This window comes from Bacteroidota bacterium (assembly GCA_016711505.1).
In the GTDB taxonomy this organism is placed as follows: Bacteria; Bacteroidota; Bacteroidia; order AKYH767-A; family 2013-40CM-41-45; genus JADKIH01.
In genome coordinates this window covers 250252-272154 of the sequence record JADJSV010000017.1, presented here as the reverse complement: position 1 = coordinate 272154, position 21903 = coordinate 250252, and the positions used below count along the sequence as shown (strand labels likewise).

The 21903-nt window shown below is 36.7% G+C and carries 20 protein-coding genes and 1 pseudogene; 7 read left to right on the top strand and 14 right to left on the bottom strand.

Annotated features, from left to right (window positions below; genetic code table 11):
* Positions 1 to 61: 61 nt before the first annotated feature.
* The 3 genes from IPL24_14750 to IPL24_14740 form a co-directional block, all read right to left on the bottom strand.
* The gene (locus IPL24_14750) at positions 62 to 745 is read right to left on the bottom strand and encodes a hypothetical protein (GenBank protein MBK8364867.1); all 684 of its coding nucleotides are present in this window, start codon (positions 743 to 745) and stop codon (positions 62 to 64) included.
* A 189-nt stretch (positions 746 to 934) separates the two neighbouring features.
* On the bottom strand, positions 935 to 2971 hold the full coding sequence (locus tag IPL24_14745; protein MBK8364866.1) for a T9SS type A sorting domain-containing protein: 2037 nt from the start codon (positions 2969 to 2971) through the stop codon (positions 935 to 937).
* A 177-nt stretch (positions 2972 to 3148) separates the two neighbouring features.
* Positions 3149 to 5191, bottom strand: coding sequence for a T9SS type A sorting domain-containing protein (locus IPL24_14740; GenBank protein MBK8364865.1), 2043 nt, complete (start codon positions 5189 to 5191; stop codon positions 3149 to 3151).
* 466 nt (positions 5192 to 5657) lie between these two features.
* Between IPL24_14740 and IPL24_14735 the strand changes: the two genes are divergently transcribed.
* On the top strand, positions 5658 to 6269 hold the full coding sequence (locus tag IPL24_14735; protein ID MBK8364864.1) for a transposase: 612 nt from the start codon (positions 5658 to 5660) through the stop codon (positions 6267 to 6269).
* A 40-nt stretch (positions 6270 to 6309) separates the two neighbouring features.
* Here IPL24_14735 and IPL24_14730 read toward each other — a convergent pair.
* From IPL24_14730 to IPL24_14700, 7 genes and pseudogenes are all read right to left on the bottom strand, one after another.
* Positions 6310 to 7462 (bottom strand): annotated as a pseudogene (locus IPL24_14730) (cystathionine gamma-synthase).
* Positions 7463 to 7631: 169 nt separating this feature from the next.
* Positions 7632 to 8204 (bottom strand): nicotinate-nucleotide adenylyltransferase, encoded by a 573-nt coding sequence (locus tag IPL24_14725; GenBank protein MBK8364863.1) that lies wholly within the window; start codon positions 8202 to 8204, stop codon positions 7632 to 7634.
* 142 nt (positions 8205 to 8346) lie between these two features.
* On the bottom strand, positions 8347 to 8937 hold the full coding sequence (gene gmk / locus IPL24_14720) for a guanylate kinase (GenBank protein ID MBK8364862.1): 591 nt from the start codon (positions 8935 to 8937) through the stop codon (positions 8347 to 8349).
* Positions 8937 to 9128, bottom strand: a complete 192-nt coding sequence (locus IPL24_14715; GenBank protein MBK8364861.1) for a DUF1732 domain-containing protein — start codon at positions 9126 to 9128, stop codon at positions 8937 to 8939. Before IPL24_14715 ends, gmk begins: the two co-directional genes overlap by 1 nt.
* Entirely contained in the window at positions 9041 to 9808 is a 768-nt protein-coding gene (locus tag IPL24_14710) for a DUF1732 domain-containing protein (protein ID MBK8364860.1), read from the bottom strand. The genes IPL24_14715 and IPL24_14710 overlap by 88 nt, the downstream gene beginning before the upstream one ends.
* A gap of 35 nt (positions 9809 to 9843) precedes the next feature.
* The gene (locus IPL24_14705) at positions 9844 to 10497 is read right to left on the bottom strand and encodes a DMT family transporter (protein MBK8364859.1); all 654 of its coding nucleotides are present in this window, start codon (positions 10495 to 10497) and stop codon (positions 9844 to 9846) included.
* Between the two features lie 236 nt (positions 10498 to 10733).
* Positions 10734 to 11087: a hypothetical protein gene (locus tag IPL24_14700; GenBank protein ID MBK8364858.1), complete on the bottom strand. Its 354-nt coding sequence runs from the start codon at positions 11085 to 11087 to the stop codon at positions 10734 to 10736.
* A gap of 759 nt (positions 11088 to 11846) precedes the next feature.
* On the opposite strand from IPL24_14700, the gene IPL24_14695 reads away from it, so the two are divergent.
* Positions 11847 to 12389, top strand: coding sequence for a hypothetical protein (locus IPL24_14695; GenBank protein MBK8364857.1), 543 nt, complete (start codon positions 11847 to 11849; stop codon positions 12387 to 12389).
* A 201-nt stretch (positions 12390 to 12590) separates the two neighbouring features.
* The gene (locus IPL24_14690; protein MBK8364856.1) at positions 12591 to 13073 is read left to right on the top strand and encodes a DinB family protein; all 483 of its coding nucleotides are present in this window, start codon (positions 12591 to 12593) and stop codon (positions 13071 to 13073) included.
* Between the two features lie 22 nt (positions 13074 to 13095).
* Here IPL24_14690 and IPL24_14685 read toward each other — a convergent pair whose 3' ends face one another.
* Positions 13096 to 14133 carry a T9SS type A sorting domain-containing protein gene (locus tag IPL24_14685; protein ID MBK8364855.1) on the bottom strand — a complete coding sequence of 346 codons (1038 nt, stop codon included), beginning with the start codon at positions 14131 to 14133 and terminating at the stop codon, positions 13096 to 13098.
* Between the two features lie 380 nt (positions 14134 to 14513).
* On the opposite strand from IPL24_14685, the gene IPL24_14680 reads away from it, so the two are divergent.
* The 3 genes from IPL24_14680 (at position 14514) to IPL24_14670 (ending at position 16354) form a co-directional block, all read left to right on the top strand.
* Positions 14514 to 15467: a hypothetical protein gene (locus IPL24_14680; GenBank protein MBK8364854.1), complete on the top strand. Its 954-nt coding sequence runs from the start codon at positions 14514 to 14516 to the stop codon at positions 15465 to 15467.
* Positions 15464 to 15880 carry a DUF3788 domain-containing protein gene (locus tag IPL24_14675; GenBank protein MBK8364853.1) on the top strand — a complete coding sequence of 139 codons (417 nt, stop codon included), beginning with the start codon at positions 15464 to 15466 and terminating at the stop codon, positions 15878 to 15880. The genes IPL24_14680 and IPL24_14675 overlap by 4 nt, the downstream gene beginning before the upstream one ends.
* 96 nt (positions 15881 to 15976) lie before the next feature.
* Entirely contained in the window at positions 15977 to 16354 is a 378-nt protein-coding gene (locus IPL24_14670) for a hypothetical protein (protein MBK8364852.1), read from the top strand.
* An 87-nt stretch (positions 16355 to 16441) separates the two neighbouring features.
* Here the strand turns inward: IPL24_14670 and IPL24_14665 are convergent, their stop codons facing one another.
* On the bottom strand, positions 16442 to 17017 hold the full coding sequence (locus IPL24_14665; GenBank protein MBK8364851.1) for a DUF4142 domain-containing protein: 576 nt from the start codon (positions 17015 to 17017) through the stop codon (positions 16442 to 16444).
* 271 nt (positions 17018 to 17288) lie between these two features.
* Here IPL24_14665 and IPL24_14660 point away from each other — a divergent pair, with 271 nt between their 5' ends.
* The gene (locus tag IPL24_14660; GenBank protein MBK8364850.1) at positions 17289 to 17729 is read left to right on the top strand and encodes a VOC family protein; all 441 of its coding nucleotides are present in this window, start codon (positions 17289 to 17291) and stop codon (positions 17727 to 17729) included.
* Positions 17730 to 17894: 165 nt separating this feature from the next.
* Here IPL24_14660 and IPL24_14655 read toward each other — a convergent pair whose 3' ends face one another.
* Together IPL24_14655 and IPL24_14650 are read right to left on the bottom strand one after the other, a co-directional pair.
* Complete coding sequence (locus tag IPL24_14655; GenBank protein ID MBK8364849.1) at positions 17895 to 18281, bottom strand: response regulator; 387 nt, start codon at positions 18279 to 18281, stop codon at positions 17895 to 17897.
* An 8-nt stretch (positions 18282 to 18289) separates the two neighbouring features.
* Positions 18290 to 21745 carry a PAS domain S-box protein gene (locus tag IPL24_14650; GenBank protein MBK8364848.1) on the bottom strand — a complete coding sequence of 1152 codons (3456 nt, stop codon included), beginning with the start codon at positions 21743 to 21745 and terminating at the stop codon, positions 18290 to 18292.
* Positions 21746 to 21903 lie beyond the last annotated feature (158 nt).

The window sequence follows — 21903 nt, the reverse complement described above, 5'->3', positions numbered from 1 at the left end:
ACGAAAAATGGCAGTCCGGATAGTACTTTCCTGACTGCCATTTTTCGTTATTAGTTATTCGTTAAAGTGATATACGCAACTTCGCTCCCACCAACAAAGAAGGGCGGACGTAGAATGATTTGTCGTGATCATTAACGGTGATGATCTTTGGTGATCGATCGTCGGGTTGGATAGAGACAACATATCGGTCAGAGATTGTTCCCATTAAACCGGCGCCGTAATAAAATTCAAATGCAAAGGTCTGGTTCATTTCATATACTTTTCCCCAGATAAATTCAAGACTCATCTTACTTCTGAAACGATGTTGAAACAAACGCTCGTTGTAAGTAACACCGTTGTCATCTGTTAGTTCGTTCTCAAACCATTGGTTGTTGTAATAAAGATATTTGTAAGCAATTCCGGGAGAGATATAATCACGCCATTTTGTTTTATCGTCTTCCGGTTTTTTGAAGATCTTGTAGTGAACACGCGCAGCAAAACCACGCTCATAAAAATACTGGGTATTGGCCCAGGTTTTTGCAAACTCCTGAAGCGGATCATTTATGTAAATTAAACCCAGATTGAATTCAAGAGCACGACGAACAGACAACCGTTTTTCGAAGCTAAGATTCAGTTCATTTGAAATACAACGGGTAATGTTGATTGAAAAAGCATTTTTGCGATATTCAGGAGTTTCCTGGGCACCTGCAAAGTGGGAAATTAAACTAAAAACCAATAAAATGATACTAAATCGCGATATGAACATTCGGGTAAGATACGGTAAACTAGTGGTACTTTGGAAGTGTATGAGATGTTACAAATCTTGAAAAAAAATATGACATATGAAAGGGCATACTCAGATTCAGGAAAAACGTTTTCACCAATGAATTATTAGCAGAAGTGCATAAAAAAAGCCAGCCATTACAGCCGGCTTTTTTTATGGTAATTGAGTTGTTTAGGCAACGATTAAACGACGTACGTGGTGTTTGTTACCCGTATAAAGATCGATCATATAAATTCCTTTAGGAAGAGCCGGAAGTTTTATCTCATGCAGCCCGCCTTCCATATTATCATTAATTACAGATCTCAAAGTTTCTCCTAAGATATTCTTCACCTCAAGAATAACATTTTGTTTAGCAGATAATTTGAACTGAACCGTGCTTGATTCATTAGTTGGGTTTGGATACAAAGCAAATCCCAATTGGATCTCATCCATTTCATCGACGTTTACAATTGTTCCTGTGATGTTAATGTTATCGATATAGGTATTGTTTCCTCTGTCACTGGTATTTATGAATTTGAAACGCACATCCGGATTAAGTTTGAAAGGATTCAGAGCCAGTGTTTCTTTTCTCCATTGAGTTGAGTCGGGAGTAAAGCTTGATGAAACTATACTATTTGCAGTAGCAAGATTTGCTCCGCTTCTGTTGTAACGCAGCATCCAAGTAGTACCACAATCCTTACTTCCTAAAAATTGCAATTGGTCATTACTCGTTGAATTTCTTTGAGCATTGGCCACATAAAAAGTCATCTCAATAGGAGGAACAATATTCGAAAAATCCATTGATGGCATTACCCACTCATCGATCTCTCCTTCTGTATTTGAGAAGTTATTTATCCTTATTGATGCTGATCCTGAAATGCCGGCATTGGTTACACGCGTCCAGGTTGTACCATTATCATAATTATAAATAAATCCGGTGACACCGGGGAAAGAAGCTGTGTCTTCGAAACTTTCTGTGTATGGAATATTGTTTACTAGTGGTTCAGAAACAGTAATAATCTGTTTAGTGATTGAATCACTTCCTGTAGCATTGTTCACCACTAAAGTTGCAGAATAAGTACCCGGATTAGGATATGTTACCATTGGCATTGAATCGGTGGATGTAGAAGGGATGCCTCCAGGAAAAGACCAATTGCGATTTGACACAGATCCATTCCAGCTAAGGTCGAAATAAGTTACTTCACCATTCGGGCAAACCATTTTTTTATTGTTTTGGAAATCTGCGATTGGAGTACATAGTTGAGGACTTGTCGAAACTCCTGTGGCAAGTAGATTTGCCGGAGTCCAAAGATTATTTCTACCGGAAATTGAACTGTTCAAGGTTGCATGCATTCTGGTTTTTTGTCCTTCTGTAAACATGACATCACAATATGAATACTCCATATAATTCTGAACATTTTCAACTATTGGTGGATTACAAACAGAGCCATTCAGGGTACAACTTGTCCAGCCTTTAGTTTCAGGAGTATCGCTGACATTATCATCACCACAAGCAACTCCAGGCTCATTCGTATCTCCCCAAACATGTGAAAGATTCAATGAATGGCCGATCTCATGAGTCATAACCCTGCTTCTACCTACAGAACTTGTTCCAATGCTTCCGATATAAGAACTCAAACAAAGAACACCATCAACATTGCTACTTGCACCGGGATAATATGCATAAGCCGCTGCGCCGGCAAATTCAAGAGAGCTTGCAACCCATACATTGAAGTATTTGTTATTCGGCCACGGGTTTAACTTGGATGGATCTCCGGCGCGATAGGTAAGCATGGTGTGAATCCGATCAATGCCATTTGTGCAATTGCCATTAGGATCTATACTTGGTAAACGGAATTCAATTTCACAATCGGCAGCAAGTCCCTGAAATGCCGGAACAAGATTCGCTGTGTCAGCATTTAATCTGCGGAAGTCTCGGTTCAGAATATTTACCTGATCTAAAATCTGTGCATTTGAAATATTTTCAGCTCCGTAATTGTGCAGGATATGAAAAACAATCGGGATGACATATACAACACCACTATTTCTCCGTTCAGTGGTTGCATACTGTTGAATGAAGTTTTCAAGTTCTTGTTTCTGACGTATTACACCGGGATCATTTGCTTTTGCTCTATCATTCATTTCTGTTGTAACACAAAAGTGCTCCTGAGCATTAGATATGGTCGCAATATTTGTTGCAAGTGCGAATGCAAGTAGAATTTTTTTCATGATAATTTTAAGAGGCAAGTAATGATTTAATCATCCCTTAGGTTACGAAATTAAGAATTTCAGCGGAATAATTATTGACTTAATGAATTCTTGTTGTGGTTAAGTTTACAAAGTCGGACTTGTTGCAAAAAAAAAGCCTGCTGTTGAGCAGGCTTTTTTGTAATTTTAAAATAAGATTTATGAAACGATCAATCGGCGAACGTGATGTTTGTTGCCGGTATAAAGATCGATCATATAGATTCCTTTTGGAAGTGCAGGAAGCATGATCTCATGAAGACCGCCTTCCAATTCATCACTAACTACTTTCCTGATCGTTTCACCTAAAATGTTTTTCACATCAAGGATTACATTCTGTTTAGTAGATAATTTGAATTGAACTGTACTTGATTCCGTTGTTGGATTCGGATACAAAGCAAATCCCAATTGAATCTCATCCATTTCATCAACATTTACTATTGTACCTGTAATGTTAATGCTATCGATATAGGTATTGTTTCCTCTGTCACTTGTATTTGTGAATTTAAAGCGAACGTTTGGAAGAAGTTTGAAAGGATTCAGTGTTACAGTTTCTTTTCTCCATTGCGATACATTTGGAGTAAAGTTCGATGATACAACAGTTGCAACAGTTGCAAGAGTTGCGCCGCTTTTATTATATCTGGTCTGCCAAGAAGTTCCGCAATTGACACTTCCTGCAAATTTCAATTCATCTTCACTTGTTGAACTTCTTCTTGCATTAGCAACATAGAATGTCATAGAAACAGGTGCTGTAATGTTAGAGAAATCCATAGCAGGCATGATCCATTCATCAATTTGTCCTTTAACATTAGTAAAGTTATTGATCTTAATTGATGCCGTACCGGAAACTGCTGCATTAGTAACGCGGGTCCATGTTGTGCCGTTATCAGGATTTAAAAGAAATCCATTATTGCCCGGCACAGATGCTGTATCTTCAAAATTCTCGATATATGGTACACTTGCAACCTGTGAACTTGATACATAGATCAAGGATGTACGTGTAATAGAATCAGTTCCTGTGGCATTACTAACACTTAATGTTGCCGGATAAATACCTGCTGTAGGATAATTAATTGTCGGAGAAGAATCAGTTGAAGTCGATGGAACACCACCCGGGAAAGACCAATTCCAGTTTCCAACACGGCCATTCCAGCTTAAGTCATAAAAAGTTATATCGCCACCTTCGCATACTAGTTGATAGTTTAAATCGAAATCTGCGATCGGCGTACATAATTGCGGTGGTCCGCTAACTCCGGTTGCTGTTAAATTGCTCGGCTGCCATAAATTATTACGACCACCTATCGGACTATTCAAAGCTATACGCATTCTTGCAGATTGCCCTTGAGTAAACATATGTTCGCAGAAAGAGTATTCCATGTAATTCTGAACATTTTCGATTAACGGAGGATTACAAATAGAACTACTTAGATCGCAAGAAGTATGTCCCATAGTTTCAGGTGTATCAGTAACGAGGTCATCACCACAAGCAACACCCGGTTGGTTTGTGCTTCCCCAAACGTGAGCTAGATTAAAGCAATGTCCGATCTCATGTGTAAGTGTACGAGCACCGGTTGAAGAACTTGTTCCAATACTACCAACATAATTATGGCGGCTCATTACTCCATCAACAGATGCAGTAGGAGCGGCACCCGGATAATATGCATAAGCAGCAGCACCCGTGTTCTCAAGAGAATTTGCTACCCAGATATTAAGGTATTTATTATTTGGCCATGGATTTAGTTTTGCAGGATCAGCAGCAAGATAAGTTAACTGAGTAACGATACGATCGATACCATTCGTGCAATTTCCATTCGGGTCGATGGTAGCTAATCTGAATTCAATTTCACTGTCTGAAGCGATACCTTGAAATGAAGCAACGATAGATGTCGTATCTGCATTCAGCTTACGATAATCTTCATTCAAAATTCTCATTGCATCATAGATCTGAGCATCGGAAATGTTTTCAGGACCGTAATTATGAAGGATGTGAAAAACGACAGGAATTGTATAAACAACTCCACTGGTTCTTGTTGTTCTGCCAAATTCTTGAGTGAATTTCTGAAGCTCTTCCATTTGACGTATAAGAGCAGGATTGTTTTTAATCGCCTCGTTATGCTTTTCTGTTGTATAGCAACGAAGTTCTTGTGCAAATGAACCGGTAGCTACTGAAGCTGCAATTACAAATGCGAGTAGAGTTTTTTTCATGATAATTTTAGTAGTGTTATTTTCAGGAGGACCATCTATAATCTGATGAATTACAAATTTAGAATAATTTACTGAATTTTTATAGTTAAGAGGATGTTATAAAGGGCTAAAACAATGGATAATTACGTTGGAATGACAAAAGCACGACGACCCTTCATTAAAGTGAATTTTTGAAAAAAAAGATCAATTTTTGAATTAATTTCGAAGACTTCTATGAGGAAATAAATATTGCCCCGGACATTAAGATGACCTGGATCATTCCAAAGCCAATCTTAAGGAAGTTTTGTTTGTCAAAAACTGCTAATTCCGGCATGGAGAAGATTGCAGTTACAGATATTAAAGTATGCTCTTTGATTTTTTTAAAACACAAGTATCTATGCAAAGAAAAACGTTGAGAACCCAAAGGGTTTTTAAACAGTCTTTTCAAGTACTACCTTGAATGCTGTAAACTTATAAACTCAACGCTATGAAAACAAATGTAGAAATGTTCTCTGAGAAAGTCAATCAATTGTATGTTGGATTAGATGTACACAAAAATCAATGGTCAGTTTGTATGCGGACGGAGGAATTTGAACACAAAACCTTTACTCAGCCACCAAATCCTGAGATTTTGTACGATTACATCCAAAAGAATTTTTCAAGTTATCAAGTTATATGTGCTTACGAAGCCGGTTTCTGCGGTTACTGGATCAGTGAACAGTTAAAATCGTATGGTTTTGAATGCTTGGTATTAAATGCAGTTGATATTCCCGGAAGCGATAAAGACACCCAAAGAAAAACCGATCGTGTTGATTGCAGGAAAATAGCCCGCGAATTAAGCAAAGGTGAAGTACAGGGAATCTTTCAACCAGACAGAGCACAACAAGGATTTCGAAACTTGTTTCGTCAGCGAAATAAATTAGTAAAACAATTGAGGGTTGTAAAAAACAATATTCGTTCTCTTCTTTTTTTTAACGGGACTCAAATCGAAAAGGAATACGAGAATGGAAATTGGAGTCTTTCGTTTAGAAAATGGTTGCAAGCACTAAGTTCTCAGCACAATCCCGATAGGTATCGGGATTGTGCCAAACCTAAATGAACTTGTGTTTAAATTTTTCACTTTTCAACTTTCATTTCTACTATCCAATCGCCTGCCGCAGGTCTTCAATCAAATCACTCTCATCCTCAATCCCAACACTCAGCCGCAGTAACGAATCAAGTACACCTGATTTTTCACGAAGTTCTTTTGGAATCGAAGCATGCGTCATTGATGCCGGATGACCGATTAGAGATTCAACACCACCTAACGATTCTGCCAATGAAAATACTTTCGTTGCAGAAGCCATACGGAATGCTTCTTCCATAGAATTTCCTTTCAGAGTAAATGAGATCATTCCGCCGAAGTCACGCATTTGTTTTTTTGCAACTTCATGATTCGGATGATCAGGAAATCCCGGCCAATGAACGGCATCAACTTTCGGATGTGAACGCAGGAAATTAGCAACTGCTCTGCCATTCTCACAATGTCTGTCCATACGAACGTGTAATGTTTTTATTCCGCGCAGTGCAAGAAAACTATCTTGCGGTCCCGGCGTTGCGCCGCATGAGTTGGCAATGAAAGCAAGATCTTCCTGGATCTTATCGTCGTTAGTGCATGTCGCACCCATAACGATATCAGAGTGACCATTGATATATTTTGTAACTGAATGTAAAACGATATGCGCACCAAGGTCCAGTGGATTTTGCAAATAGGGTGATGCAAAAGTATTGTCTACAACAAGTATCAGATTATTTTTCTTTGCGATCTCAGCAGTTGCCTTGATGTCGATGATACGCATCAACGGATTCGTCGGCGTTTCGAGCCAGATCATTTTTGTTTTTGCATTGATGTGTTTCGAAATGTCGTTCACATTATCCATGTTGACGAAATGAAAACGATTCCGAAGTGAGCGAACACTTTTGTGAACATACGATATGAACCGCCATACAGATCATCAGTAGCAATCACTTCATCACCGGGACGAAGTAATTTGATAATAGCGTCTTCAGCACCTTGTCCGCTCGAGAAACACAAACCATGTTTTGCATTCTCAAGAGAAGCAATACATTTTTCCAAAGCCACCCGCGTCGGATTTTACCACGTGCATAAGCATAACCTTTATGTTTCCCCGGACTTTCCTGAACGTAAGTAGAAGTCTGGTAAATAGGAGTCATGATAGCTCCTGTTGATGGATCAGGTTCTTGTCCTGCATGAATTGCACGGGTGCCGAATTTGTATTTTGTTGTTGACATTTTTGGTTATTAATTTGTAATTTGTAATTTGTAATTCGTAATTCGAGATTCGTAATTCGAAATAATCACATGTTACTTTCTTCGTTAATTTTAAGTTGATCAAACTTTCGCAAAGTGACCTTTGACCTTTGACCTTTGACCTTTTGATTTTTGACTTTTAACCTCAACATTACCTATAAAAATTCATCTCCTCCAAAAACTCCCACACTTTCTCCGGTACCATATATCTTACATCTTTCTTTGCTTTTATACTTTCACGAATGAAGCTTGAAGAGATTTCCATCAGTGGCGCAGGGATGATCTTTACTTTCGGATGAGTAGTGAATTCATTTTCTGTTGAATCTTTTCTCGGATAAACATAGAGTTCGACTTGTTCAAGGATCTGTTCGTAGTTTTTCCATTTTGCAAAACTATCCAGGTTATCGCTGCCCATAATCAGAGCAAACTGATGCTGTGGAAATTTCTCAAACAAATGTACGAGTGTATTTATTGTGTAACTAGGTTTCGGTAATTTAAATTCGATGTCGGATGCCTTTAGTTTTCTATAGTCGCCGATAGCGATCTTCACCATACTCAGCCGGTGATAATCCTGCAGTAAAGTTTGTTTTAACTTCAGTGGATTATGCGGCGACACCACAAACCATACCTGTTCCAGATCCGTAAATTCTGACATATACCCTGCAATGACCATGTGGCCGTTGTGGATGGGGTTAAAGCTGCCGAAGAAGAGACCTATTTTCATTCTTTTTTGGTGAGTAGTAATTGGTGAGTAGTAAGTAGCACTGTTTACTATATTGAAACTTTTTCCTCTTTTCGATATGTCTTAGTGTACTCTCTGTTTTTCTTAGTGTTCTCTGTGTTAAATTTTAAGCATTCACATTGTCCTAATTTTCACCTTTCACCGTTACCTTCACAAATTCATTAACCAACCGATGCGCCTCTTCCAGGGCCTTCTCCAACGTATCATTAACGATAATATGATCGAATTTATCAGCATAGGTTAACTCATGTTCTGCTTTTGCTATTCTTGCTTTAAATGATTCCGGAGTTTCGGAATTTCTTGCTTTCAAACGCTGATGAAGGATTTCAATCGAAGGTGGACGAACAAAGACAGCAAGCAATTGCTCACCGTAAATACTTTTGATATTTATTCCACCTTCAACATCAACATCGAAGACAGGAATTTTTCCTTCAGACCAGATGCTTTCTATTTCAGATTTTAATGTACCGTAGTAGCCGTTCGTATACACTTCTTCCCATTCAACAAATTCATCGTTTGCGATCCGGCGTTTAAATTCTTCAACAGAAATAAAATGATAGTCTTCACCATCAGTTTCATTCGCGCGTTTATTTCGTGTAGTAGCTGAAACAGAAAATTTCAACCGGGGATCTGACGCCAGCAGATCATGAACGATGGTAGTTTTACCACTGCCCGATGGTCCGCAGAATAAAAGTAATTTATTCTCTTTCCCCATTAGACTACATTCAGTATCTGTTCTTTTATTTTTGCCAGTTCGTCTTTGATGATCGCAACAGACTTCTGCATATCGGCATCATTTGCTTTGGAACTGATGGTATTTATTTCTCTTCCGATCTCTTGTGCGATGAATGAAAGTTTTTTCCTGCTGATGGATCGTCTTTCATTGTCTTCACGAAATAATCGCAATGACTTTTCAGACGCACTTTCTCTTCGGAGATATCGTATTTCTCTATGTAAAAAATAAGTTCCTGTTCGAAACGGTTTCTGTCGATGTTATTGAGTTGAATAAATTCTTCAAGATTCGATTGCAGACGTTTGCGAACAAGTTCAATTCTTCCTGCTTCGAATTTTTCAATCTCTTTCAGTCCATCGAGTATTGCCTGCAAACGTTGTTCAATATCTTTTTGCAAAGCTGCACCTTCATTCAAACGGAATTTCTGAAATGCATCAGATGCTTGCTTCATTGCTTTTTGAACAGCATTCCATTCGGCTTCCGATAACACAGTTTTATCGTTCATCATTACATCCGGTAAAGGAAGAATGATCTGCAGATAATTCGGAGTAGAGATTCCAAGTTCAGCATCGAGCATTTTGAGTTCTTCGAAATATGCTTTTGCGAGCTGACGGTTGATGACAGTTTTCTTTGCAGCCTCTTGCGATTCAACTGAAAAAGCCACTTCACATTTTCCGCGTTCGATGAAGCGGGCGAGATCGGTGCGAAGTTCCATTTCCTTCTCTTTATAGGAGGAAGGCAGGCGGAGGTTAAGATCCATGAACTTGCTGTTGACCGATTTGATCTCGACGGAAATGGTTTTGTTTTCAAATTCGATAGACGAGGTACCGAAACCGGTCATTGAGCGGATCATGGGTTTAGTTTAAAAAATGGTGAGGCAAAATTAGCTTAAGATTTCGCTTTGCCAAATGTGGGGTTCGATACCAGATACACACCTGTGAAAATCAGCACACAAGCGAATGCGTGAATCCACTTTATGGGTTCATGCATTATATAGAGTGTGATGAGTGTGGCGAAGATCGGCTGCAGGTAAATGTAATAACTCACGATGGCCGGACTCAATTCTTTGAGGGCCAGAGTATTGAGCAAATAAGCCAGAAAAGTTGTGAAGAAGATCACGAAAATGATTGCAGACCAGTGGATTGCAGTGAACGCTTCCCACTGAATAGCAAGTACATCTTCAAAACCAAAAGGAGCGACGATGAGCAATCCGAAGAAGAACGTCCAGCTGAGAACGAACCACGGATCGTATTTTTTCATCATTGGTTTTACCATAACGATGAATACAGCGTAAGATGCGGCATTGATAAAAATCATCAAATCCCCTGAAAATGAACCGACTCCATGCTTCTGACTCATGGTGATGAGGGAAACGGCACCGATCACCCCAAGACAAATTCCGATAAGCCGGATCAAAGTGATTCGTTCGCTGATGAGAATACCGGCAATGAGTACAACCATGACCGGATTGCTCGTCATGATGAGAGCAGCATTGATGTTGGAAGTAAGAGAAAGTCCTTTGAAGAATAAAAGCTGATTGATGGCAACTCCGAAAAGTCCGAGGAGGAAAACCGGAAAACATCTTTCCGTTCCATTTTCTGAATAGAAACTTTATAAAGGAATCGCATCAGAAAAAAAGTAGTGTTGCGAAGAAGACCCGTAACAGAACGAATCCTGCGGGTTTGATCATGGCAGGCATAACGATCTTGGCGACACTGAAATTCACGCCATAAATAAGATTAGCAGAGAACGCTGCAACGTGAGCTTTGTATTTGAATTCATCTATTCAAAGCAGCTTTAGCTGCGGCAACATTTGTTTTGCTGTTGCCAATAAATATTTTGTCGTCCAGAATCATCACCGGCCGTTTCAAAAAAGTGTATTCGTCCAGGATGTGTTTACGATAATCCTTTTCCGTTAATGTTTTTTCATTCAATCCCATTCCGCGGTATTTAATAGCAATCCTGCTGAACAACGATTCATATGTCCCTGCGAGATTTTTCATTTCATCGATCTGCGAAGCGGTGATCGGTTCAGTTTTGATGTCTTGCAAAATTACATCATTTCCGGGTTTCCAGTCTTTAAGAATACGCTGGCAGGTAGTACATGTGGCGGAGTGATAGATTTTTTTCATTGTGTGTGTTTTTGAAAAGTACGAAAACCGTGTGTGAGTCGGTTTTGCAAAGGTAGTGCTTCTTTTTTAGGATGGAAATACTATGTGAAGTATGAATTAAATATTTTTAACGGGAATATTCCCTTTGCAAACGGGAATATTCCCGGATAATGTCGCTTAAAAAATCACCTAGCTGCATGCTGTCTACCAAATTTGCGAAAAGTTTCCTCCTGAGTGACTGTTCTGTAGTGCAAAACTCATTCCTTTTTCTCTCAATGAGTTTAAACCTGAGTTGCAGGCTTATAAATCAAACTCATTTGAATATCAAGAAGAGAAAAGTGTTGATATTTAATCTGTATACCGAAAGAACATTCAATTATTAAACTCTTCCTAATTAATTACAAACTGTAATTGAAACATTCTGCAGGACGAAGTCTTGTTATTAAAAAACACACTTTCAATGCGCCGTGCACAGACTTCGTCCGGGAAATTAAAACGAAAATTTTATTATCAGTTTCTTTCCATTGCCCCCGGCGGAATCACGCTCAGTGTTCGAGTCATTGAAACAGCAGAAGTAATGTCGCTTAAGATTCGCCTAACAGCATACAGCTTCCGGCTTGGACGTTGGGGTGTAGTCTGCAGACTACACCCCAACGATCCCGCCCGTCTTCTGCGAATTACACCCTAACGATCTTCCTTCTGGTACGATTCTTTATTTAAAAATTTTGGTTCCGATTCATATTCGGACTAAACCACATTAATTAATTAAAAACATAATCTATGAAAATCATTCATTTATCCGCATTGTCGGTTTTATTGTTCGCTTTATTTTCCTGTGGAAATTCTAAAAAGGAAATAGGTGAAAACGAAAAAGACTGGAAAACGCTTACAGAAAATAATTATTCTATCCATTATCCCGCGAATTGGGATCTTGATCAATCCAAAAAAAATGGAATGAGCTTTATGATTCTGTCGCCTGCACTTTCTGAAAACGATAAAGTCCGGGAGAATGTAAATTTGTTAGTACAGGATATTCCGGATGGTATGAATATGGATCAGTACATTACAATTTCTGAAACTCAGATCAAGAATATAATTCCGGGAAGTTCTATAGTTAAAAGTGAACGGCAATTGAGCGGTGAATCGGAGTATCATAAAATTTATTATACCGGAAATGAAGGCGAAACTAAATACAAATTTGAACAAGACATTTTTGTGAAGAAAGGGAAAGCGTACATTCTTACTTTGACATGCGAGCAGGATCAATTTGACAAATATCAGGATGTTGGAGAAAAGATCCTGAATAGTTTCAGGTTGCAGTAGGCTGGGCGACTCCAATACAGAAACCAAGAAGATTGAGTAATCATTAAATAAAACCTGTTTTTAAAATTACTTTTTGACAAACTTTATTAGTTTTTGGATTATGTTTAATTATTTCTACATTATACCTCAAATGATTCTGATATTTAGTGTAATTCTCTAATGATTCAGAATAACTATTAATTCAGAAATATATAAACGAACATGGAAGCAAATCAAATAATGGTCAAAATGGTATTAGACAGATGGTATTCTTTACTAAAAGTATTTGATACAATTCTGGATTCAGTTTCAGATGAAAAACTGGAAAAGGAAGTAGCACCCGGAAAGAACCGCGGAATTTATTTATTCGGTCATCTTATAGCTGTCCATGATGACATGTTGCCCATTTTAAATTTAGGAGATAAATTATTTCCACAATTGGAAGAGCCATTTATTAAATTCCCTGACAAAGCAACAAGCTCAATACCTTCTGCAAAAGAACTTCGTGAAATGTGGAGAAAGCAGAATGAAGTTCTGAATAAAAAGTTTGAAAGTTTAACCCCTGAACAATGGTTTGAGAAACACAATTCAATATCTGCTGAAGATTTTGCAAAAGAACCTCATCGCAATAAATTAAATGTCATGATCACACGTATAAGTCATCTTTCTTATCATAGCGGGCAATTAGCACTGTTGAAAAACTAATCTTAACCTGAAAAATAAAAAATCAAATCTTGATATATTTTATCTGATAAATTTTCCCTTTTGATTTTAATTGTAAAATATACATTCCTGCCGGTTGATCTTTTACATCAATAATAAATTCAGAATCCGGTTTACTTATTGAAGTAGTTGACAATATATTGCCAAATAAGTTGTAGATAGAAATACTTGCCGGTTCGAACAACGAAACATTTACGGTAAGGTAATTCGTCGCAGGATTTGGATAGATATGGAAAAGCGCATTCTCAAAATGATTTATGTCTGAGGAAATGCAAACCGAATCAATGAAATCTTTAAAATAATTATACTGATCGCAACGCGAACCACTAGTTGGTGCATAGATACAGTTGACGGTATCATTTGCGGTAGAACAGAGAGGGTGATTCGACGAAAGCAAAAACGAATTCCATGCGCCATTTGTATCGGGTGTAAAAAGCAGGTTTTTGTCGAAACCGAACATCCACGGACGAAAGGCATCTCCTTCGAAACTATAGAGATAATATCTGTCGTTGCAGGTCAGCATTCCCTGATAATGCACTATTAAATTATCAAACCATTTTGTCCATGTATTGCCGGCATCGGTAGAATAAATAATGCCGGATTCATAATAATGCATAAACATGATCAGTGTATCTCCATTGATATGTTGCAAATTATTTATCGATCTTAAAAAATTAAAACTAACAGTTTGCGCATTGCTTGCACTGAAGTGAGCGGTGTCTATATTCCATGATTGTCCGTGGTCAATGCTTTTATATAATTGCGTGAGGCCTCCAATGTATCTGCTTCCGACAACTGTAAACCACAAATCCGGCTTTACGATATCAAAGTCCCGGATATATTGATTTGTATCTGAAGTTGAAAAATCATACAAGTGACTTGTGACAGAATTGGTATATACGTACAAATTTCTTTTACCGGCAATTATAGTTGTGTCATTATTTAAAATGAATTGAGTTGAATCGCAGGTATTATATTCACGTTGCGCAAAGAGTGTGTTTTGAAAGAGTAAAGTAATTACGATTAGCCAAAATCTGTTCATGGTCATAAATTTAGATAATGTCTTCCCAATATCCAATAAATTTTATAAGAGTAACAAGGAGATGAAAGTTCTGGTGAAAAATCAGTTTCTTTTAATTTAAAGCTTAATTTATAGAATTCCGGAGAGTTTCTTTTTTTACAATAACAAATTAATAACAAGAATTTGTAAAATGGAGTAAAGGCATTTCTCGAAATTGGATTAGATTTGTAACTTCATTGGCAATAGCCCTATGCATTATGGTTACATTTAAACATAGTAAATATTCTCCTTCGTTTATTATCAGGTTAATCATTTATACTTTTTTAATTTTTATTTATTCCTGCACTTCCGGGGATAAAACAGTTTTGAAAGATGAAAATCCGAATCATGAAATTGAAAAAATGAATAGTAAGGTTGATGGCGATCCTGCATTTGAACAAAACCTGGACACTATTTCTGAATATGCACCGCATAGTATTACGCGTAATATTCTCAATGACAGAAATGGGAATATCTGGCTGGCAAGTTGGGAAGGGATCATTTGTTATGATGGCAAACATTTTATTAATTATACTTTAAAGGCCGGACTCAGGCAATTTCATATTTGCTCAATTCTGGAAGACAGGTCCGGTAACTTATGGTTTGGAACTGTTGGTGCCGGAGTTTATAAATTCGATGGAAAAAATTTTATCAATATAACAACTGCCGACCATCTTGCCGGGAATACTGTTTTTTCTATGTTGGAAGATAATAGTCGCAACATCTGGTTTGGTACAGATCAGGGATTAAGTAGCTATAGTGGCAATACATTTATAAATTATACTACGCATCAAGGTTTAAGTGGAAATTCAGTCCAGGCGCTTGCTTTGGATCAAAGTGGAAAGATCTGGATAGGTACTCATAGCGGAATCAGTATTTTCAACAATGGGACATTTGCAAATTTTAAAAATGCAACAGGTGATTCATTTTATAATGTCCGGTTTATTCATTCTGACAGGACAGGAAAGATCTGGATCAGTAGCCGGGAAGGAATTGACCGGTTTGATGGAAAAAACATTTCTAACATTACAACAAATTTTTCCGGCAATATTTACGAAGACAGAGCAGGGATACTGTGGTTCAGTGGCGGTGGTGCAAATAGCCCGGACATCGCATTAACTAAATTCGATGGCAAAAACTTTACAGAAGTAATTTCGAAAAACAATAGCCTTATTGAAGGACTTAGAGAAATTGACAAACAGGTTTTTGGGATAACCGAAGATAAGGAAGGAAACATCTGGTTTGGAACTGCCGGTGGTGTTGTCAAATATGATAACAGATCGTTTAATAATTTTTCCATAAAAAAATTAAAATGAAAAGCATTTTTACTGACAAAACAAAAACTCCCGGTGATGCTGATTTAAAAATTGCATTAGGGTCGACTTATGTTTTGTGGAATAAATTAAGAGAATATGTGAAAAAAGTTGCTCCGGATTCGACTGATGAATGGAAATTTTCAAGTGAAAAATTTGGCTGGAGTTTTCGGATAAGCGATAAAAAAAGAGTGATCATTTATTTGCTGCCTCGCGACAAATATTTTAAAGTAGCTTTTGTGTTTGGTCAAAAAGCTACAGATTCAATTCTGAAAAGCAAGATTTCATCAGAGATAATGAATGAATTGAAGTCGGCAAAAGTATATTCAGAAGGGCGCGGTATCAGAATATCTGTTACTGATAAAACACTTGTGAACGATGTTCAGAAATTAATATCATTTAAAATTGAAAAGTGAATTTATTGAATTAAGGCAGAATCGCTGTATAATCAAGTCAATTGAAATAAGTATAAAATAAAGAACTTATCTTGCATATTTTAACTCACACAATTTATGAAAGCAAAAATCCTCATAATACTCTCAATACTTATTTCTCAAATAACTTTTGGCCAGGTTGATTCATTACATCGACAAGACAAGGGCAAAATTCTTGTTGACGGATTTGCTAAGCTAACGATCTTTGAAGGAAATGAAACTGCGGAAGACCGTTTTATTGTGAAAATTCAAGGTGCAAAACCAATTGAACTTAAAAAATCACTGTACGAATCAACAGGCAAAAAGCAGCTATCTGACTACTTTGGTGATAATGTTGAAATTTCTGAAAATATTTTGAATAATAATCTAAAATTTGAAGACTTAAAAAGGATAGTTTCTGATTATAATAACTGGCGTCGTTCAATTGATAGAATGACGAATGATGTGGTTAAATAAAAAAAATTGGAAAAGGAGTTTAAGGTCTACCACAACACCATAAACTCCTTTAACCAATTAAACCATCTTAACTAAACATTTCACTAATTACTTCTTAAGACCATCTTCGATCTTAACTGCAATTTCAAGATGTGTACGAAGCGTAGGGAGTAATTTTGCAGCCAGTGCCCGGATGTCATCATCCTTTGCATCAGTTGACATTTTCTCAAAATCATTTATAACTTTTTTATGTCCGTCGACCATCATTGACATATAATCTTTGTCAAAGTCTTTTCCTGATTTTTCACGGAGGTCGTTAATTTTTTTCATATGATCTTCGCTCATAGAAGTTGGCATAGTCACGCTTTTCATTGATGCTACTGATTGAATTTCAGTATTTGCATTAGCATGTTCAGTAGACATCATTTTACCGAAATCAACAACAGACTTGTTTGTGCTTTTTTGTTGAGCAAGATTTCCGGCTTCAATTTCCATCATGCTTGCATCGCTAGCTTCAACAAGAAATTTAGCATCATTATCATCTATGGTCATCATAGAACCTGATGAGTCTTTTTTATCGTTCATGTCGTTTGCTTGTTCGACACTATCGGTATTGCTTGACCCGCAAGCGAAGAATAAACTTGTGACAACTGCCACAAACAAAATATTGAGTGATTTTTTCATTGTTGTTTTTTAATTTTCAGTACTGCAAATTGTATTCCTGCATAATAATTGACATTTCACGTAGGAATTACATTTAAAATGGTGTAATTTTTACCCTATTCAGGGGAATTTTAGCGAAAAGTATGGAAGCAGCGAATGGTGATTTCTGATAGAAAATTGATGAAAACACTACTTTATTATGTAGGTTCAAAAATGATTCATTTCGCATTAATTTATTGATTTCTGATGATAGATTACTAATTTTGGTTCCCTAACTCAAAAAGAGACTACAATGGCATCAGTAAATGTTTATCTTAATTATGATGGAAATTGCGAAGAGGCATTCCAGTTTTACAAATCAGTTTTTGGAGGTGATTTTAGTTATGTGGGTCGTTTTAAGGATATGCCACCACAGGAAGGTCAACCACCAATGCCGGATGCAATGATGAATAAGATCATGCACATTTCTCTTCCTGTAGGCAAAGATACATCGCTTATGGGCAGTGATACCGGCGGTGAGTGGGCAGCCTCATATATAAAGGGAAATAATTTTTCGATCTCCATCAATGCAGAATCAAAAGATGAAGCTGATAAAATTTTCAATGGTCTGTCAAAGGGCGGAAAAGTAACGATGCCAATGAACAAAACATTCTGGGGCGATTACTTTGGAATGTGTGAAGACAAATTCGGAATTAACTGGATGATGAGCTTTAACGAAAATCCTCAGAAATAATTTAGAGAAAAAGATTACTAAGTTCACTAAGTTTTTAGCACAAGAGCACTTATGAAAAATGCATCATTTGTGCTCTTGTGCTAAAAACTTAGTGGTCTTAGTGTTTTATTTTTATTTTGAAATTTCATTAAAAAATTTATTTTATATAAAAATTCATTTTTCATTTCACCCAAACATTCTCTCCAAAGCTTCCTTATTCAAAGGCTTCTCAATAAAATCTGTAACAAGCGGATTAGAAGTAGCACGCTCTATATCGGATGGATCTACGGATGAAGAAAGCATATAAATTTGAAACTGCATTTTAATGTTCTCGTTTAATTTGTCAAACTCTTCAAGAAACTCCCAGCCGGTCATGGTAGGCATGTTTATATCGAGAAGTAAAACTGTTTTTTCATCACTGCTTCCGGTTTCGAAATCTTTTCCAATATATTCCAATCCGGTTTCAGGTACTTCAAAATCTTTTACCGGAACATTTCCTAAAACTTTTCTGATAGCCATTCTGGAGAGAGAATTGTTCTGAGGATCATCATCTACAATTAAAAATTGTTTAATAAGTGTTTTCATGATGATTTGTTTTGAGATTGAAATTCAATCGTAAACATTGTTCCTTTGTCAGGCTCACTCATAATATTGATCGTACCTCCGAGGGACTCTACCTCAGTTTTTACCATAAATAAGCCAAGTCCTTTTCCTTCCACATGAGAATGAAACCGTTTGTATAAACCAAAGATCTTGTCCCCTTTAGATTTAAGATCAATTCCTAATCCGTTGTCTTTGAAGATAATTTTAATTTTTCCATTTTCAGAACTGCTGCTTATTTCAATAACGGGATCAACATTCGGATTTCTGTATTTTATACTGTTACTGATAAGGTTGAAAAATATACTATGTAGATATCCTTTCAAGCTATAAATTTCTGAAACTTTTGAAAAATCTATTTTAAAGATGACATTGTACTTATCAATTAAGTTTTCAATGCTAATTGAAATGTCATTCACTAAACCTTGAAGAGAAATTATTTCTTTTTTTCCATCAGATTCGCGACGGACCTGAAGAATTTTATTTAAATCTTTTATTACATTATCGAGGCGATCAACAGAAATAGATAACCCCTTTAAAAAATCTTTTTCTTCTTCCGGGGTCAGCGATTCATTTAATAAATTTTCAGCGAATCCGATTATGTTAGCAGTAGGTGCGCGCAAGTTATGGGAAATGATGAAAGCAAACTGTTCCAGATCCCGGTTTCGTTGAATTAAGTCGTTGGTGATCTTTGATCTTTCTAATTCAGCAATTTTCCTTTCAGTAATATCCTGACAAGTACCAACTGCACGAATTGGTTTATTGTTTTTACCTTTTGTTATTTGCCATCTTTCTTCGAGAATTTTCTCATGACCTGTTGGAGTAATGATTCTGTGTTCAATTGAGTTAACAGAATCTGTCTGAAATGATTCAAAGAATGCATTGTTTACTTTTTCTACATCATCAGGATGTACATATTGAATAAAAGCCGGGTGAGAGGATTGAAATTCTGCTGGATCGATTTCGAAAATTCGAAATGTTTCTGCTGACCAGGTTACATGCAATGACTCCAGATCTGTTTCCCAGTTACCAACTTTTGCTAAAGCTTGAGCCTCATTTAATCTGGCTTCACTTTCTTCTATCTTTTTACGAGAAACAACCTGCTCTGTAACATCTACAGCAAAAAACAGAATGCCGTCAATTTTATCATCATTTCCTTTATGCGCCTGGTAAGTAAGGTTTAGAAAATGGTCAACCAAAGTTCCATTATTATATTTATCGAAGCGAAAATGCATTTCATTTGCAGTAAATGTTTCACCGGTTCTGTATACATGATCCAACATAGCGATTGCACCTTGTTCTTCAACTTCCGGCACAACTTCTTTCACAGTTTTGCCAATGATATCTTTTTTGCCCATAAGCTGCAGATATAGAGGATTTGCCATTTCAAAGACATGATCCGGGCCTTTTAAAAATCCCATACTTGATGGTGCTTTTGAGAAGAGATCAAAAAACTGTAGTCGCTCAGTTTCAAAAGCACTTTCAAGTCTTTTCTTCTCTGTAATATCTCTGGCAACACCATATCTTATTTTGTCAACCGGATCCCACCTTACTGCCCATGAAATTGGCACAAGGGAACCATCTTTACGAACATATCTATTTTCAAAGTGAGAAATGTTAGTGCCTGACATTACTTTATTGGCAATTTTTCTGGTCTTTTCATGGTCTTCCGAAAAAACTAAATCGAATACTTGTTTTCCGATAATTTCTTCCTGCGAATATCCCCATACTGCTTTACAGGCTGCACTTACTTTGACAAAATAACCTTGCTCGTTTACAGCACAGATCACATCCAGTGATGAATCCATCACTTTATGCAAATCATTCAATGCACGTTGTAGTTCTTTGGAAGTATTGATAAGTTTTTCTTCGGCTTTTTTCTGTTCAGTTATATCTTGAACTGTTCCAAACATCCTGTCAACTTCTCCGGATTTATTTTTTTTGCCATAACCTCTTTCCTGAATAAATTTTTGTTCACCAAAAGCGTCAGAAATAGTATATTCAATTGAGAAAGGTTCGCCTGTATGCTGTGTGTTATCGCAATTTTTTACTACAAGTTCCCTATATTCAAGATCGATTAATTTTACAAATGAATCATGAGTGAGAATGAAAGTGTCTTTGTTAATGCCAAAAACATTATAAAGTTCTTCAGACCATGTTAATTTGTTTGCCTTAAAATCGAAATCCCAGCTACCTAATTTTGCAAGTTTTTGCGCTTCTGCCAGTAATGCTTCATTACGCTTGATCTTTTCTTCAGTATTTTTTCTGTCAGTAATATTTCTGGAGTAGCATGCAATCGCAACAACTTTGCTGTCATTCCATATTGGATTGAAACTGGTTTCTGTCCACATTTCATTTCCTCTAATGGCAGAATCAGTAAAGATCTCAGTTTTGAAAGTCTGGCCATCCAATGCTTTCAAGTATAAACTTTTCCAAAGTTTAAGAAAGTCATCTGGAAAAACTCCTTCCTGCAATAAATTGTCACCGGCTTGAAGTGTTTTGCCGCTAAAATATTTCAAACTATTATGAAAAGAATTATTGGCTGCAATAAGATTGAATTCTTTGGATACACTCCAAATGAGATCATCTGTGCTATTAATAAGTGCTTCTTTATCTCTTTTTTCAAATTCCTTCAGAAGCTCTGCTTGTTTTATTTCTGTAATATCTGCCGCCGTCACGAATACGCCAAAGATGTTTCCGAAATTATCTCTGGCTGGATTAAACTTCATTGAAAATGATTTGATTTCTGTTTCAGAAATCGGAATTTCAATTGAAGAAAATTCAACATTGCCTTTTAAGACACGTTGATAAATTTCCATAACAGCTTTTTTTCTATCGGGTTGCGCATAATTTATTATAAAGTCGCCCTTCTTAACATGTAGTCTTAAATATTTTTTATACAAATTTTGAAATTGGTTGTTGAATGAAACAATTTTAAGATCCTTGTCTAATAATATAAATGACTCTTCTGTATTATTGATCAGAAGTTTCATTTCTTCTTCAGTGCGCTTTTGATCGGTGATCTCAGACCGCATGATAACAATTTCGCCATCCGTAACTCCGGTAAGTGGATGCACCTCCATTTTGTACCATCTGATTTCTGAAATTGAAATTCCTCTATATTCTATTTTGAAATTGTCGCTCTTCAGTGAAAGAATTTCCTGAATTCCTTCTGAAATTAGTTCAACAGTTTCCTTGCCGGAATCGAGTGAGGTTTCAATGATAGCCGAAAAGTGTTTTCCCGGATAAATAAAATTTTCAGGGATTCCAGTTTCCCTCCCTGCAAGGATTAATTTTTGATTTACCTTAATAATGATTCCATTTTTATCGAGCAAAACGATACTTGTTGGAATTGTATTAAGAATATCGGCTTGTTCCTTGTTTATTCTTGACAGTTCACCTAACCCTTCTTTCAATGTAAATTGTTTCCCTTTCATTTCCCCATTTTTTTTATTCCCAAAATTCTTTAAATTGAAAACCGTTAACTGTTTCTAGCGAATTCATTTGCCTGGAAATAATACTTCTTGATCTTAATCACTGCAAAAAAAACTATTTAATATGTGCTCCCGGGCGGAATCCGGATCAAAGAACCACT